12 protein-coding genes are annotated in these 13,730 nt (G+C 69.7%); 5 read left to right on the top strand and 7 right to left on the bottom strand.

What is annotated here, in order from left to right:
- Positions 1–8 precede the first annotated feature (8 nt).
- Positions 9–1,742, bottom strand: coding sequence for an alpha/beta hydrolase (locus ACWDMM_RS25580; protein WP_357110144.1), 1,734 nt, complete (start codon positions 1,740–1,742; stop codon positions 9–11).
- A gap of 185 nt (positions 1,743–1,927) precedes the next feature.
- On the opposite strand from ACWDMM_RS25580, the gene ACWDMM_RS25575 reads away from it, so the two are divergent.
- On the top strand, positions 1,928–2,218 hold the full coding sequence (locus ACWDMM_RS25575; protein WP_195078159.1) for a YiaA/YiaB family inner membrane protein: 291 nt from the start codon (positions 1,928–1,930) through the stop codon (positions 2,216–2,218).
- 61 nt (positions 2,219–2,279) lie between these two features.
- Here the strand turns inward: ACWDMM_RS25575 and purL are convergent, their stop codons facing one another.
- Positions 2,280–4,574 (bottom strand): phosphoribosylformylglycinamidine synthase subunit PurL, encoded by a 2,295-nt coding sequence (gene purL / locus ACWDMM_RS25570; RefSeq protein WP_195078158.1) that lies wholly within the window; start codon positions 4,572–4,574, stop codon positions 2,280–2,282.
- 170 nt (positions 4,575–4,744) lie between these two features.
- On the opposite strand from purL, the gene ACWDMM_RS25565 reads away from it, so the two are divergent.
- Complete coding sequence (locus ACWDMM_RS25565) at positions 4,745–6,058, top strand: glycosyltransferase 87 family protein (RefSeq protein ID WP_449939902.1); 1,314 nt, start codon at positions 4,745–4,747, stop codon at positions 6,056–6,058.
- Here the strand turns inward: ACWDMM_RS25565 and ACWDMM_RS25560 are convergent.
- Positions 6,007–7,305: a M18 family aminopeptidase gene (locus tag ACWDMM_RS25560; protein ID WP_449939900.1), complete on the bottom strand. Its 1,299-nt coding sequence runs from the start codon at positions 7,303–7,305 to the stop codon at positions 6,007–6,009. The genes ACWDMM_RS25565 and ACWDMM_RS25560 overlap by 52 nt on opposite strands.
- Before the next feature lie 227 nt (positions 7,306–7,532).
- The gene (locus tag ACWDMM_RS25555; protein WP_323124121.1) at positions 7,533–8,057 is read right to left on the bottom strand and encodes a MarR family winged helix-turn-helix transcriptional regulator; all 525 of its coding nucleotides are present in this window, start codon (positions 8,055–8,057) and stop codon (positions 7,533–7,535) included.
- Between ACWDMM_RS25555 and ACWDMM_RS25550 the strand changes: the two genes are divergently transcribed.
- Positions 8,056–9,090: a substrate-binding domain-containing protein gene (locus ACWDMM_RS25550; protein ID WP_323124120.1), complete on the top strand. Its 1,035-nt coding sequence runs from the start codon at positions 8,056–8,058 to the stop codon at positions 9,088–9,090. The genes ACWDMM_RS25555 and ACWDMM_RS25550 overlap by 2 nt on opposite strands.
- A 16-nt stretch (positions 9,091–9,106) precedes the next feature.
- Here ACWDMM_RS25550 and purQ read toward each other — a convergent pair whose 3' ends face one another.
- Together purQ and purS are read right to left on the bottom strand one after the other, a co-directional pair.
- Entirely contained in the window at positions 9,107–9,784 is a 678-nt protein-coding gene (gene purQ / locus ACWDMM_RS25545; RefSeq protein WP_195078154.1) for a phosphoribosylformylglycinamidine synthase subunit PurQ, read from the bottom strand.
- Positions 9,781–10,017, bottom strand: a complete 237-nt coding sequence (purS, locus tag ACWDMM_RS25540) for a phosphoribosylformylglycinamidine synthase subunit PurS (protein ID WP_195078153.1) — start codon at positions 10,015–10,017, stop codon at positions 9,781–9,783. The genes purQ and purS overlap by 4 nt, the downstream gene beginning before the upstream one ends.
- A 130-nt stretch (positions 10,018–10,147) precedes the next feature.
- Between purS and ACWDMM_RS25535 the strand changes: the two genes are divergently transcribed.
- On the top strand, positions 10,148–10,792 hold the full coding sequence (locus ACWDMM_RS25535; protein ID WP_195078152.1) for an MBL fold metallo-hydrolase: 645 nt from the start codon (positions 10,148–10,150) through the stop codon (positions 10,790–10,792).
- A 2-nt stretch (positions 10,793–10,794) separates the two neighbouring features.
- On the opposite strand, the gene ACWDMM_RS25530 is transcribed toward ACWDMM_RS25535, so the two are convergent.
- A complete protein-coding gene (locus tag ACWDMM_RS25530) occupies positions 10,795–12,150 on the bottom strand; it encodes a dipeptidase (RefSeq protein ID WP_357110162.1) in 1,356 nt (451 codons plus the stop codon).
- Positions 12,151–12,331: 181 nt separating this feature from the next.
- Here ACWDMM_RS25530 and ACWDMM_RS25525 point away from each other — a divergent pair, with 181 nt between their 5' ends.
- Positions 12,332–13,723: a glutamate decarboxylase gene (locus ACWDMM_RS25525; protein ID WP_357206594.1), complete on the top strand. Its 1,392-nt coding sequence runs from the start codon at positions 12,332–12,334 to the stop codon at positions 13,721–13,723.
- The last annotated feature ends 7 nt before the right edge of the window (positions 13,724–13,730 follow it).

Genomic DNA, 13,730 nt, shown 5'->3' with positions numbered 1-13,730 from the left:
ACCGGGACTCACTTCGTCTTCCGCTCGAATTCCTCCGCGGCCTCCACTTCGAGCCGGATCCGTTCGGAACGTTCCGCCGTCCAGTCCGGCGGCGCGGCGATGGCGGCCCAGCCGTCCAGCACCAGGCTCCCGTAGCGGTGCCCGTGCCCGTCGGTGACGCCCTGCGCGTTGGTCAGATCGGCGGCCACCTGCCAGAACGTGACGAACGGCCACCAGCGCATCTGGGAGGAGACATCCGAGCCGCGCGGCTCCGACAGCCAGTCCGGGCGCGAGAAGATCAGATCCGGCGACCACCAGACGATGGGGTCGGACGCGTGTTGCAGATACGCGATGCGCGGCGGCCGCCATTCCGACGAAGGCCGCGCCAGATCGGCGCTGTCGGAGGCGAACCGGACCACCAGCCCGTCGGCGTACAGCGGCTGGACCTCGCGGGAACCGGGATCGCGGCGGGCGACGAACTGCTGCCACAGCCGGTTGGAGTTGGGCGGGCCGACCCACAGCGCGCCGTCGACCTTGGCCCGCAGGTCGGCCAGACCGTCGAACGCCGCCTCGGAACCCTGTGAGCCCAGGCTCTCCCCGTACACCAGTAGTTTGGGCCGCACCTCCGGCGGCCGGGCGGTCCAGTGCCCGTACACCGCGTCGAACAAGTCCCTGCCCGCCGCGGTGGCCTTGTTGCGGTCGGCCAGGAACGACAGCACGCTCGGCAGATACGAGTACTGCGTGGCGACGATCGCCGTGTCGCCGTCGTACATGTACTCGATCGCCCCCGCCGCCAGTGAGTTCACCCAACCGGTCCCGGTGGTGGTGACCACCACGAGCGCCTTCCGGTCGAACGCTCCGGTGCGTTCCAGCTCGGACACCGCCAGCTCGGCCGGCTCCTGATCCCCTTCGACCGACTCCAAGCCGACGTAGGCGCGGATGGGTTCCTTGGCCGGACGGCCGGTGACCGAGGTGATGCGGCTCGCCGTCGGCCCGTGCGAGACGAACCAGCGCCCCTCGAAACCGAGGGTCTCCCATTTGGCCAGCGAGGCCGGGCTGCCGGAGCGCTCCGGCTGCTGCGGCTGCACCGCGTTCACCGAGGTGTGGTCGTTGCGCACGCTGAAGGCCGAGTTGGCGACCGCGAAGAACGCTTGGGTGGCGACACCGTTGAAGATCGTCACCGCCAGCACCACCAGCACCAGGAACCCGGCGGCCGGAGCGAGTTCGCGCGGCACCCGCACCCACCGGTTGAGCAGGCGGGCCAGGAACAGGATGATCTCCCGCACCGTCCGGTAGACCGCGACCGCCGCGGCGCCGACCGTCAAACTGAGCAGACCGGTGCGCAGATAGGCGGGCGTCGTGGTGCCCGCCATGCCCATCAGCGCCGTGATCTCACGCTGCCAGCGCGCCGACTGCACCAGCATCAGCGCGGCGCACAGGGCGGCGGTGAGCAGCACGGCGGACTTGATCGCGTAACGCGCCCACGTCGGCGGCGGTGAGATCTTCAGCCGCGGCCGCACCCACAGCCGGAACAGCCACTCCAGCAAACAGCCGGCACCGTACCCGATGGCGGCGTTTATCCCGCTGATCAACCCTTGGAACAGCCAGTCGCGCGGCAGCAGCGACGGCGTCACCGACAGTGCGAAGAACACTGTCGCCACCACCAAGCCGACGTAGTTCAGATCGATGACGTCCTCGGCGCGCCGGGTCGCCGCGACCGCGCGCGTGCGCAGCTTTCGCATGGTCCCGGCGGTCTCCAGCATTCGACCAGTATGGCGGTCACCACCGACGGTCCGGCGCGTCGCCCACCGCGACGCGGGCGGGTACGACGCGGATCACACCGCTCGCGGCCCCGTGATCGAACCCTGTCGCGCGGATGGCAACTACCCATTCCACTCGAGTAGTTGTACGCGGGTGCGCGGGTCGCGCCGTACGGAGACTTTTGGTCATGAGCACTACGACCGCGGGGCAGAAAGCCAGCGCCGCTTACGTCGCGCAGGCCGCGATCGCCTTCGGCATCAGCTTCGTCGGCGTCGGCATCGGGATCTACGCGCTGCCGCTGGACGTCTGGCAGCGCGGATTCCTCGGCATGTCCGTGCTCTTCCTGGTCACCAGCACGTTCACGCTGGCGAAAGTGGTGCGCGACCAGCACGAGGCGGCGACCATTCACGGTCGCATCGATCAGGCGCGGATGGAGAAGCTGCTCTCCGAGCACGATCCGTTCAATTCCGTCGCCTGAGTACGCGCACCTGGGCGGGCCCGGTAACGAGGGGTCCAGGCCCGCCCAGGTGGGCGTTTCGTCAGACGGTTCCCGCGCCGAACAGCCTCGGGAGCGTACCTTCGTGCGCGGCCCGCAACTCGTCCATGGTGATCGAGAACTGGCCCTGCACCTCGACCGAGTCGGAGCCCTGGTCGACCACGCCGATGCGCACCCACGGCAGTTCGCGAGCGGTGCACATGCGGGTGAACCTGGTCTCCTCCGAGCGGGGAACGGCGACGAGCACGCGGCCCGCCGACTCGGAGAACAGCGTGACGAACGGGTCGGCGTCCTCGGGAAGCAAGATGCGGCAACCGGTCTCACCGGCGAGCGCCGCTTCGACGACGGCCTGGGCCAGACCGCCCTCGGACAGGTCGTGCGCGGCGCTGATCATGCCGTCGCGCGAACCGGCGGTGAGCACTTCGGCGAGCAACTGCTCGCGGGCGAAATCGACCTTCGGCGGGACGCCGCCCAGGTGGTCGTGCGCCACCTGCGACCAGATCGACCCGCCGAACTCGTCACGGGTCTCGCCGAGCAGGATCAACGTCTCGCCCGGCTCCAGGCCGATGCCGGTCGGGATGCGACGGTGCACGTCATCGATCACGCCGAGCACGCCGACCACCGGGGTCGGCAGGATCGCGGTCTGGCCGGTCTGGTTGTAGAAGCTGACGTTTCCGCCGGTGACCGGGATGCCGAGCGCGACGCAGCCGTCGGCCAGGCCGCGCACGGCCTGCTGGAACTGCCACATCACGCCCGGGTCCTCCGGCGAACCGAAGTTCAGGCAGTTGGTGACCGCCTTCGGCGTCGCACCGGTGCTGGCCACGTTGCGGTAGGCCTCGGCCAGCGCCAGCTGCGCGCCCGCGTAGGGGTCGAGCTTGGTGTAGCGGCCGGAGGCGTCGGTGGCCAGCGCGATGCCGCGGCCGGTCTCCTCATCGATCCGGATGACGCCCGCGTCGGCCTGATCGGCGAGCACCGTGTTGCCGCGGACGTAGCGGTCGTACTGCTCGGTGATCCACTTGCGGCTGCACAACTGCGGGCTGGAGATCATTTGCAGCAGCGTGGCGCGCAGTTCGTCGGCGGTCTTCGGCCGGGCGAGCCGGTCGGGGGTGTCGGCGATCAGGGCGTCCTGCTCGTCGGGGCGCGCGACCGGGCGCTCGTAGACCGGGCCCTCGTGCGCGACGGTGCGCGGCGGCACGTCGACCACGGTCTCGCCGTGCCAGGTGACCACCAGCCGGTCACCGTCGGTGACCTCGCCGATCACCGTGGCCAGCACGTCCCACTTGCGGCACACGGCCATGAACGCGTCCACGTTCTCCGGGGTGACCACCGCGCACATGCGCTCCTGCGACTCGCTGGAGAGCACCTCGGCGGGCGTCATATTGGCCGCGCGCAGCGGCACCTTGTCCAGCTCGATGCGCATGCCGCCGTCCCCGGCCGCCGCGAGTTCGGAAGTGGCGCAGGACAATCCGGCGCCGCCGAGGTCCTGGATGCCGACCACCAGCTTCGCCGCGTACAGCTCGAGACAGCACTCGATGAGCACCTTCTCGGTGAACGGGTCGCCCACCTGCACCGAGGGCAGCTTCTTGCGGCCGGAGCCGGATTCGTCGCCGGAGAAAGTGTCCGAGGCCAGCACCGAGACGCCGCCGATGCCGTCGAGGCCGGTACGCGCGCCGAACAGCACGATCTTGTTGCCGGTGCCGGAGGCGAAGGCCAGATGCAGGTCCTCGACCCGCATGACACCCGCGCACAGCGCGTTCACCAGCGGGTTGCCCTGGTAGGAGGCGTCGAACACGGTCTCGCCGCCGATGTTCGGCAGGCCGAGCGAGTTGCCGTACCCGCCGACGCCGCGCACCACGCCGTCCACCACGCGCCGGGTGTCGGCCGCGTCCGCCGCGCCGAAGCGCAGCTGGTCCATCACCGCGATCGGGCGCGCGCCCATCGCCATGATGTCGCGCACGATGCCGCCGACGCCGGTGGCCGCGCCCTGGTACGGCTCCACGTAGGAGGGGTGGTTGTGGCTTTCCACCTTGAAGGTGACCGCCCAGCCGTCACCGACGTCGACGACGCCCGCGTTCTCGCCGATGCCGGCGAGCATGGACGCGCGCATCTCGTCGGTGGTGGTCTGGCCGAAGTAGCGCAGGTGCACCTTGGAGGACTTGTAGGAGCAGTGTTCGCTCCACATCACCGAGTACATCGCCAGCTCGGCGTCGGTCGGCCTGCGACCGAGGATTTCCTTGATGCGGGCGTACTCGTCGTCTTTGAGGCCGAGTTCTTTGTAGGGTTGCGGCACGTCGGGGTTTGCTGCGGCTGCGCTGACGGTGTCGACCTGCGGAGTCACGGAGTACCAGGGTCCTTTCGGCCGGGCATGGGGGTCGGCAAGCCGGCGGAGCCGGCGGGGTGGGCAAGCTCAGCGAAGCGACGAGCGTGTCACTGGGCGGCGGGCGGAATGCCTGGGTGCAAGTTTAGAGGCACTGGGTACCGGCCATGCGCACCGGCTACTCTGAGCCGGTGAACGAAGGATCGGGGGTCGCGAATCCGGGTGAGAGATCGGTCACCTCGACCGCAGCGCCGACCGGAGGCGGCGGATCGGGGACCACACCCGCTGACGCGTTGCCGAACCCGCGCGCGCCGCAAGTACGCTGGCTGATTGCTGCCATCGCGTTGTTCGCGGTGTCCGCGCTCGTCTCGCTGCTGGCGCACTGGTGGCACGGCTACATCGACCTCCAGGTCTATCGCAACGGCGCCCGGGTCTGGCTGGACGGCGGCGATCTGTACGGCCCGATGCCGCCGGTGGAAGGGATCGGGCTGCCTTTCACCTATCCGCCCCTGGCCGCGTTGTTCTTCGCGCCGCTCGCCCTGATGCCGCTGGTCGCCGCCGAGGTGCTGGTGGTCGTCACCAACGTGGCCAGCCTCGGCATCTCGCTGTGGCTGGTGCTGACTCGCCTGCGGCCCGGGCTGTCGCGTCCGATGCTGCTCACGCTGGTCATCGGCGCGGTCGCGGTGGCGCAGTTCTTCGAACCCGTCCGCCAGACCTTCGGCTTCGGCCAGATCAACCTGGTGCTGATGGCCGCGATCACGCTGGACTGCCTGGTGCGCAAGCCGTTCTGGCCGCGCGGCATGCTGATCGGCATCGCGGTGTCGGTGAAGCTGATCCCGGCCGGGTATCTGCTCTACTTCGTGCTGCGCAAAGACTGGAAAGCCGCGGGTACGCTGGTGGTCTCCGCGATCGCGGCGGTGGGCCTCGGATTCCTGCTGTTCCCCGGCGATTCCGTGGACTACTGGTTCCACACCCTCGCCGACACCGGCCGGATCGGACCTCCGTACTTCGCGGGCAACCAGTCCATCAAAGGCATGGCGTTCCGCCTCGGCGTCGACGACACAGCGGCCACCCTGCTGTGGATCACCCTGTCGGTCCTGGCCGTGGCGCTGGCCGCGGTGTGGATGCGCAGGCTGATCGACGCCGACGCCACCGTGGCGGCGCTGCTGGTGAATGCCGCCGCGGTGCTGCTGGTCTCGCCGGTGTCCTGGTCGCACCACTGGGTGTGGATCGCGCCGGCGCTGGTCGTCACCGCTGACCTCATGGTGCGCGGCACGCGCAGCCCTCGGGTGATCGGCGTGGTGGCGGTGGCCGCCGTGCTGTTCCTGATCGGTCCGCACTGGCTGCTGCCGCACTCGCACGACCGCGAGCTGGGCTGGGCCTGGTGGCAGCAGATCATCGGAAGCAACTACGTCCTCGCCACTTTCGCCGTGTTCGTCGTGGCGGTGTTCACCTACCGGCCGGTGACTCCCGGCGTGAGGAAGGCCGCCAGCGCGGCGGCGTAGGCGGGAACGTCGAACGCCCCCATCAGTTCGCGCGCCGAATGCATCGCCAGCTGCGGCGCGCCGACGTCGACGGTCGGCATGCCGGTGCGCGCCGCGGTCATCGGCCCGATGGTGGAGCCGCAGGGCAGGTCGGCGCGATGTACATAGCGCTGCAACGGGACCGCGGCCTGCGCGCACGCCAGCGCGAACGCGCCCGCGCCGGTGGCGTCGGTGGCGTAGCGCAGATTCTGGTTGACCTTCAGCACCGGCCCGCCGTTGACCTCGATCCGGTGCGCGGGTTCGTGCCGCTCCGGATAGTTCGGGTGCGTCGCGTGCGCCATGTCGCCGGACGCGCACACCGAACCGGCCAGCGCGGCCAGGTAATCGGCGCGGCCGCCGCCGCGCGCGAGCACGATGCGTTCCAGCACCGCGGGCAGCAGATCGGATTGTGCGCCGCGATCGGACTGACTGCCGACCTCCTCGTGGTCGAAGATGGCCAGCACCGGGACCGCCGCGCCCGGCTCATCGATCGCGGCGAGAAACGCCTGCAAGCCCGCGAAACAGGTGCCCTGGTTGTCCAGACGCGGCGCGCTGACCAGGTCCTGGTCCCGCCCGATCAGCCTGCTCGGCGTGAGGTCGTGGGTCATCAGCTCCCAGCCGAGCACATCGCCCGGATCGACCTCGGCCCAGTCGGCCACGAAATCGATGAAGGCAGCCGCCTCGTACCCCGCGCCCCACACCGCGTTGACATGCCGCTGCGGATCCAGCGTGACACCCTTGCGGTCCTCGGACAGATGGATGGCCAGTTGCGGCACCCGCAGGATCGGCTCATCGATGCGAACCAGGCGCTCGCGCACCGTGTTTCCGTCCCGCACGCTCAACCGCCCGGAAACACCCAGCTCCCGGTCGAGCCACGAGTTCAGCCACGCGCCGCCGTAGGGCTCGAGCCCGACCAGCTGCCAGCCCGCCGACGTCAGGTCGGGATGCTGTTTGACCCGCAGGTTGGGACTGTCGGTGTGCGCTCCGACCACGCGGAACGGGGTCGCGCCCTCGGTGTCCCCCGCCGCCCAGGCGACCAGCGAGCCACCACGAACCACGTAATGCCTGCCCGTGCTCTGCGCAGGCCAGGTCTGCGACTCGGCGAGCCGGGTGAACCCCCGCGCGTCCAATTCCGCGGCGACCGTGCGGCAGACGTGGAACGGCGACGGGGACGCATCGATGAACGCGCACAGCCCGGCGGCCGTGGCTGCGGTGGTGGAGACGGGCATGCCTGCGATCCTAGGCAAGCGGGGCGCGGCCGGCGTGTCCCGGTCGCCGGGACCGCGTGGCGAATACCGGCCGAAACGGTGTGACTATGCCGTCGCAGCCGCACGAAGATCAACACGAGGCGCCTGCCGATTCGACCCGCGACATAAGGGCAAGAATGGTCTGGCATCCGATCACGAATCGGATGTTCGCGGCATTCATCGGACGAATGTCCGGTACGCGAGAGTATTTACTCCGAGGCGATGGAAACCAGGTCGAGCAATCGCATGAGTTCGGTATATCGGCGCGCGCCGATTCGCCCGCGCAACTCCTGCTCGGCGCGCGCTTCCTCCGCGCGCACCTCGGCGACCAGATCGGCGCCGAGCCTGCTGAGGCCGATCAGGATGCGGCGCCGATCGTCCTGGGCGGCGAGCCGGAAGATCAGGCCGCGCTCGGCCAGATAGTCGGCATGCCTGGTGGCCGAGGAGGGCGCGAGCTGCGATTTGGCCGCCAGTTCGGTCATCGTGATGCCCGCGTCGCCACACAGGTTCGACAGCATCGACCACTGATCCGGCGACAGCTGCCTGGCGCACAGCGCCGCGTCCAGGTGCCGTACCCAACCGCGCTCCGCGGCACGCAGCGCGCCATGCAGCGTCGAATTTCCGCTTACAATGGACGTCATTATTTCCCGCCTGCCGTGAATTCCGCTCGAACGAGAAGAAGAGTACCGAATGTCGACGTCGATCGAGAGCCCCGACGGCACGATCGAGGTCATGAACATAGTTCCGCGGCAGGGACCCGGCGGTATCGTCGCACCGTCCTGCGATGCGGCCATATCGCTCGCGGTCGAGGAAATCAACCAGGGCCCGGGAATTCTGGGGCGGGAAATTCGTACTACGAATATCGACGGAGGGCGACCGCCGCACCAGGTGGCCGCTGAGGTCTCCGCCCTGCTGGCCACCGGCATGGTGCACGCGATCACCGGCTGGCACACCTCCGCGGTGCGCCGAGCGGTGGCGCGAGCCGGTGCGGGACGGGTGCCGTACCTGTACGCCACCAGCCACGAGGGCATGACCGACGAACTGCCCGGCGTGCTGATGGTCGGCGAGCACCCGGCCGGGCAGACCGTGGCCGCCGTGCACTGGCTCGAACGCGAGTACGGCGTGCGGCGCTGGGCCGTCATCGGCAACGACTACATCTGGCCGCGCCGGTCCGCCCGGGCGATTCGGGCGAGCCTGGCCGATCCGGCCGCGATCGTGCTGGAACGGTATGTCCCGCTGGGGTACGCGGACTTTTCGGACTTTCTCGCTCACCCTGCCCTGGACCTGGCCGACGCGGTGGTGATCCTGATGGTCGGCGCCGACGTCGCCCGCTTCAACCGGCAGTACGCGGCCGGTGGCCGCGACACGGGGCAACTGCGGCTGAGCCCGGCCGCCGACGAGAACGTGTTGCTGGCGGCGGGCGCGGAGGCCAACCACGACTTCTTCGTGGCGTCCAGCTTCTTCCTGGACGAGCGCGTACCCGACGCGCGCGACCGGATGACCCGCTACCGCGCGCGGCACGGCGCGTTCGCCCCCGCGCTGACCAGCTTCAGCAACGCCACCTACGAAGCCATCCACACCCTCGGCGCGCTCGCGCGGACGGTCGGGTCACTGCAAGTGCCGGAGATCCTCGGCGCGCTCGATCACGGCCTGTACCTGGAAACCCCGTCCGGAATCCGGGGTTTCCGAGGCAACCAGGCGATTCAGCACGGCTACGTGGCCCGGGCGAACGGCGTGGACTTCGAGATCATCGACCGCATCAGCTGAATCGGCGCCGGGACGATCAGACCCCTACGAGCGTGTCCAGCACCGAGAGGAACAGGCCGAGCCCGTCGTCGCTGGGACCGGTCAGCGGCTCGGTGGCGTGTTCGGGGTGCGGCATCAGCCCGACGACGCGACCGTTGGCCGACGCGATGCCCGCGATGCCACGCTGCGAGCCGTTCGGGTTGGCGCTCGCGTAGCGGAAGACCACCCGGCCCTCGCCCTCGAGCTGGTCGAGCACCGCCTCCGAGGCCTGATAGCGCCCCTCGCCGGACTTGAGCGGAACGAGGATCTGCGCGCCCGGCTCGAAGCGGGAGGTCCACGCGGTCGACACCGATTCCACGGTGAGCCACTCATCGCGGCAGATGAAGTGCAGCCCCTCGTTGCGGGTCAGCGCGCCGGGCAGCAACCCGGCCTCGCACAGCACCTGGAAACCGTTGCAGATGCCGAGCACCGGCAGCCCGGAACCCGCCGCGCGCACGACCTCGCCCATCACCGGGGCGAAGCGCGCGATGGCGCCCGCGCGCAGGTAGTCGCCGTAGGAGAAGCCGCCGGGCACGATCACCGCGTCGACGCCCTTCAGGTCGGCGTCGGCATGCCACAGGCTCACCGCCTCGGCGCCTGCCAAGCGCACCGCCCTGGCCGCGTCGATGTCGTCGAGCGTGCCGGGGAACGTGATGACCCCGATGCGCGCGGTCATGAGACGCGAACCACCTTCCACTCCTCGATCACCGTGTTGCACAACAGCGATTCGGCGATCTGCTCGAGCGCCGCGTCGTCGACGCTGTCATCGACGTCGAGTTCGAATCGCTTGCCCTGCCGCACGTCCGAGATGCCCTCGAATCCCAGGCGGGGGAGTGCGCCGACGATGGCCTGCCCCTGCGGATCCAGGATCTCGGCCTTCGGCATCACCTCGACCACGACTCGTGCCACGCGTTGCTCCTCATGTGGTTGGGGGGTTACCTCAGCAGCGTAGTTGTGCTGGTCGCCTGCGTCATCCGCGGGGTCGGCCGAGACCGCGCGCTGTCGCGGAGAACACACCCGGCGTGGCTAGCATGACGGCATGCGCATAGCCCACTTCGGTCATTCCTGCCTTCTCGTCGAGCTGCACGGCAAGAAGATCCTGTTCGATCCGGGCACCTTCTCGCACGGCTTCGAGGGCCTCACCGGCCTGGACGCGATCGCGGTCACCCATCAGCATCCCGATCACATCGACCCGAACCGGATCGAGGCGCTGATCGACGCGAACCCCGGCGCGCGCTTGCTGTCGGACCCACAGACCGCCGAGCAGCGCGGCGAGCGGTGGGAAGCGGTGCACGCGGGCAACGTGCTCACTCTCGGCGATCTCCGCATCACCGGCGGCGGTGGCAGGCACGCCGTCATCCATCCGGAGATCCCCGTGATCGACAACACCGTCTTCCAGTTGGGCACCGCCGAGGACCCGGCACAGCTCGTGCACCCCGGCGACTCGCTGTGGGTGCCGCCGGTGCCGGTGGGCGTGCTCGCCGCTCCGGCCGCCGCGCCCTGGATGCGGGTCAGCGAAGCCGTCGATTACCTGCGCGCGGTGGCTCCGCGTGTCGCGCTGCCCATCCACTACGGCATCATCCGGGATGAGGCGCAGGGCATCTATTTCGGCAGGCTGTCGGAGATGGCCCCGGCCGGAACCGAATTCCGCGTGCTCGGGCCGGAGAGCGACACCGATCTGTAGCGCTACCCGGCGTAGGTGGCGAGGAAGATCGCCTCGGCCAGCGCCATGTGTTCGATCTCCTTCGGATCCACGCTCTCGTTGGGCGCGTGGATCAAGGACTTCGGCTCCTCGACACCCATCAGCATGATCTCCGCGTCCGGGTAGGTGGTGGCGAAGACGTTGCACAGCGGGATCGACCCGCCCTGCCCCTGGGTCGTCGCCGGGCGTCCATAGGACGCGGCGAGCGCCGCTTCCATCGCGGCGCGCGCCGGGCCGCCCGTCGAGGACCGGAAAGGCGCTCCGGCGCCTTCCAGTTCGACGGTCAGCTCGGCACGCCACGGGGTGTGCGCCTCCAGATGCGCGACGAGCGCCCGGTACGCGGCATCCGGGTCGGTGCCCGGCGGGATGCGCAGATTGAGGCGGGCGCGCGCGGTCGCGGGGATCGCGGCGGCCGATCCCACCACCGGAGGGGCATCGATGCCGAGCACCGTCAGCGCAGGCCGGGCCCACAGCATGTCGGCGACGGTGCCGTCGCCGACGAGTTCCACTCCGCGCAGAACGCGCGCGTCGGCATGGAACTGCTCGCTCGGATACTGGACGCCGGGCCAGACCTGATCGTTCGGCAGCCCATCGATGGTGGTGTTGCCCCGCTCGTCGCGCAGCGAGGCCAGCAGGCGGATCAGCGCGGCCAGCGCGTCGGGCGCCGGACCGCCGAACATGCCGGAATGCAGAGGGCTGGCGAGGGTTTCGACAGTGACCACCACGTTCACGCCGCCGCGCAACGTCTGGGTCAAGGTCGGCACGCCCGCGGCGAAGTTGCCGCAATCGCCGACCACGATCGCGTCCGCGCGCAGCAGGTCCGGATGGGCCTCGACGAAACGCTCGAGTCCACCGGTGCTCTGCTCCTCGGAGCCCTCCGCGACGACGGTGACGCCAAGCGGCAGATCCGGGCCCAGCGCCCGCAACGCCGTCAGGTGCATGACGATGTTGCCCTTGCAGTCGGCGCTGCCGCGTCCGTACCAGCGCCCGTCGCGCTCGGTCAGTTCCCACGGCGGGGTGCGCCACGCCGCCTCGTCCATCGGAGGCTGCACGTCATAGTGACAGTAGAGCAACACCGTGGGCGCGCCGGCGGGGGCGGGCCGGGACGCCACGACCGCCTTGGTGCCGTCCGGCGTTTCGTGCAGGCCGACCGTGGTGAGTCCGGCGGCGGCGAACGCGTCGGCCACCCACTGCGCCGCCATGTCGCACTCCTCGATCGGATACTGCCGCGGATCGGCCACCGACCGGAACGAAACCAGCTGTGCCAAATCGGTTTTCGCCTGTTCCATCAATCCGGCCACCGCACCGCGCAATTCCGCCACCCGCACATCCTCCGCCATTCCCCCACCCTATCCCCGGCCCTCGGGCACAGTTCGCACCGCCGGGCGGGTGTCCACGCGGAAGCGCGTAGTGCGTCGAATGGCGGAATGGGTGTGCCAAGCTGAGCGTCGAGGGTGTTGGCAAACTGTCGGCATTCTCGGCAGGCACGCCCGCACACCGTCGAATCGGGAGGCCGTTGACATGTCCGAAGCAGCCGATGACCTGTTCGCCCTGCCGGGGCTCAGCCGGTCCGCGCCGCGGGCCGGATTCCCCGCGCACGAGATGTTCCCGCAGGTCGCCTACGAAATCGTGCACGACGAACTGATGCTCGACGGCGTCTCCAGGATGAACCTGGCCACGTTCTGCACCACCTGGGTGGACGACCAGGCGCGCAGGCTGATGTCCGAGTGCCTGGACAAGAACATCGTGGACAAGGACGAGTACCCGCAGACCGCCGAGCTCGAGCGCAGGGCCGTCCGGATGGTCGCCGATCTGTGGCACGCGCCGGACCCTGCCGCCACGCACGGCACCTCGACCATCGGGTCCAGCGAGGCGGCCATGCTCGGCGGCTTGGCGGCGAAATTCCGCTGGCGCAAGCGCGGCGGCACCGGGACGCCCAACTTCGTCTGCGGGCCGGTTCAGGTGTGCTGGGAGAAGTTCGCGCGCTACTTCGATGTCGAGATCCGCCAGATCCCGCTGCGCGGCGACCGGCTCACCATGCACCCCGACGACCTCGCGGAATTCTGCGACGTGAACACCATGATGGTCGTGCCGACCTTCGGCCAGACCTACACCGGGTTGTTCGAGGACGTCGACGGGATCAGCGCCGCGCTCGACGCGTTGCAGCGCGACAAAGGCCTGGACATCCCCATCCACGTCGACGCGGCCAGCGGCGGCTTCCTCGCCCCGTTCGCGGCACCGGATCTGGTGTGGGATTTCCGGCTGCCCAGGGTGAAGTCGATCAACGCCTCCGGCCACAAGACCGGGCTGGCCCCGCTCGGCGCGGGCTGGGCGATCTGGCGCGAAGCCGCCGACCTGCCGCGGGAGCTGATCTTCGACGTCGACTACCTCGGCGGCAGCATGGCCACCTTCAACCTCAATTTCTCCAGGCCGGGCGGGCAGGCGATCACGCAGTACTACCAGTTCATCCGGCTGGGGCGCACCGGTTACGCGCGGGTGCAGTCCGCGATCTACCGCGCGGCGCAGCACTTGGCCGCCGGCCTGCGCGGGCTCGGGGTCTTCGAGCTGATCCACGACGGCGATCCGCAGCGCGGCATCACGGCGGTGTGCTGGCGGCTGACCGGCGATCCCGGCTTCAACCTCTACGACCTGTCCGACCGGCTGCGCTCCCGAGGCTGGCTGATCGCCGCCTACCCGCTGCCCGCCGACCGAAACGACGAGACAGTGATGCGCGCGGTGCTGCGCCACGGCTTCACCATCGACATGGCCGACCTGCTGCTCGCCGATCTCGACCGCTGTATGGATCAGCTGCGGCAGCGGCCGTTCGCCACCTCGCTCACCCGTGCGGAGGCCGGCGGCTTCACCCACGACGCGGCGCCCGCCGTGGCGGAGACGACGATCGCCGCGTCCTGATCATGAC

The organism is Nocardia sp. NPDC003726 (genome assembly GCF_053586955.1).
The sequence above is the reverse complement of the archived record's forward strand: the minus strand, read 5'-3'. Positions and strand labels throughout refer to the sequence as shown.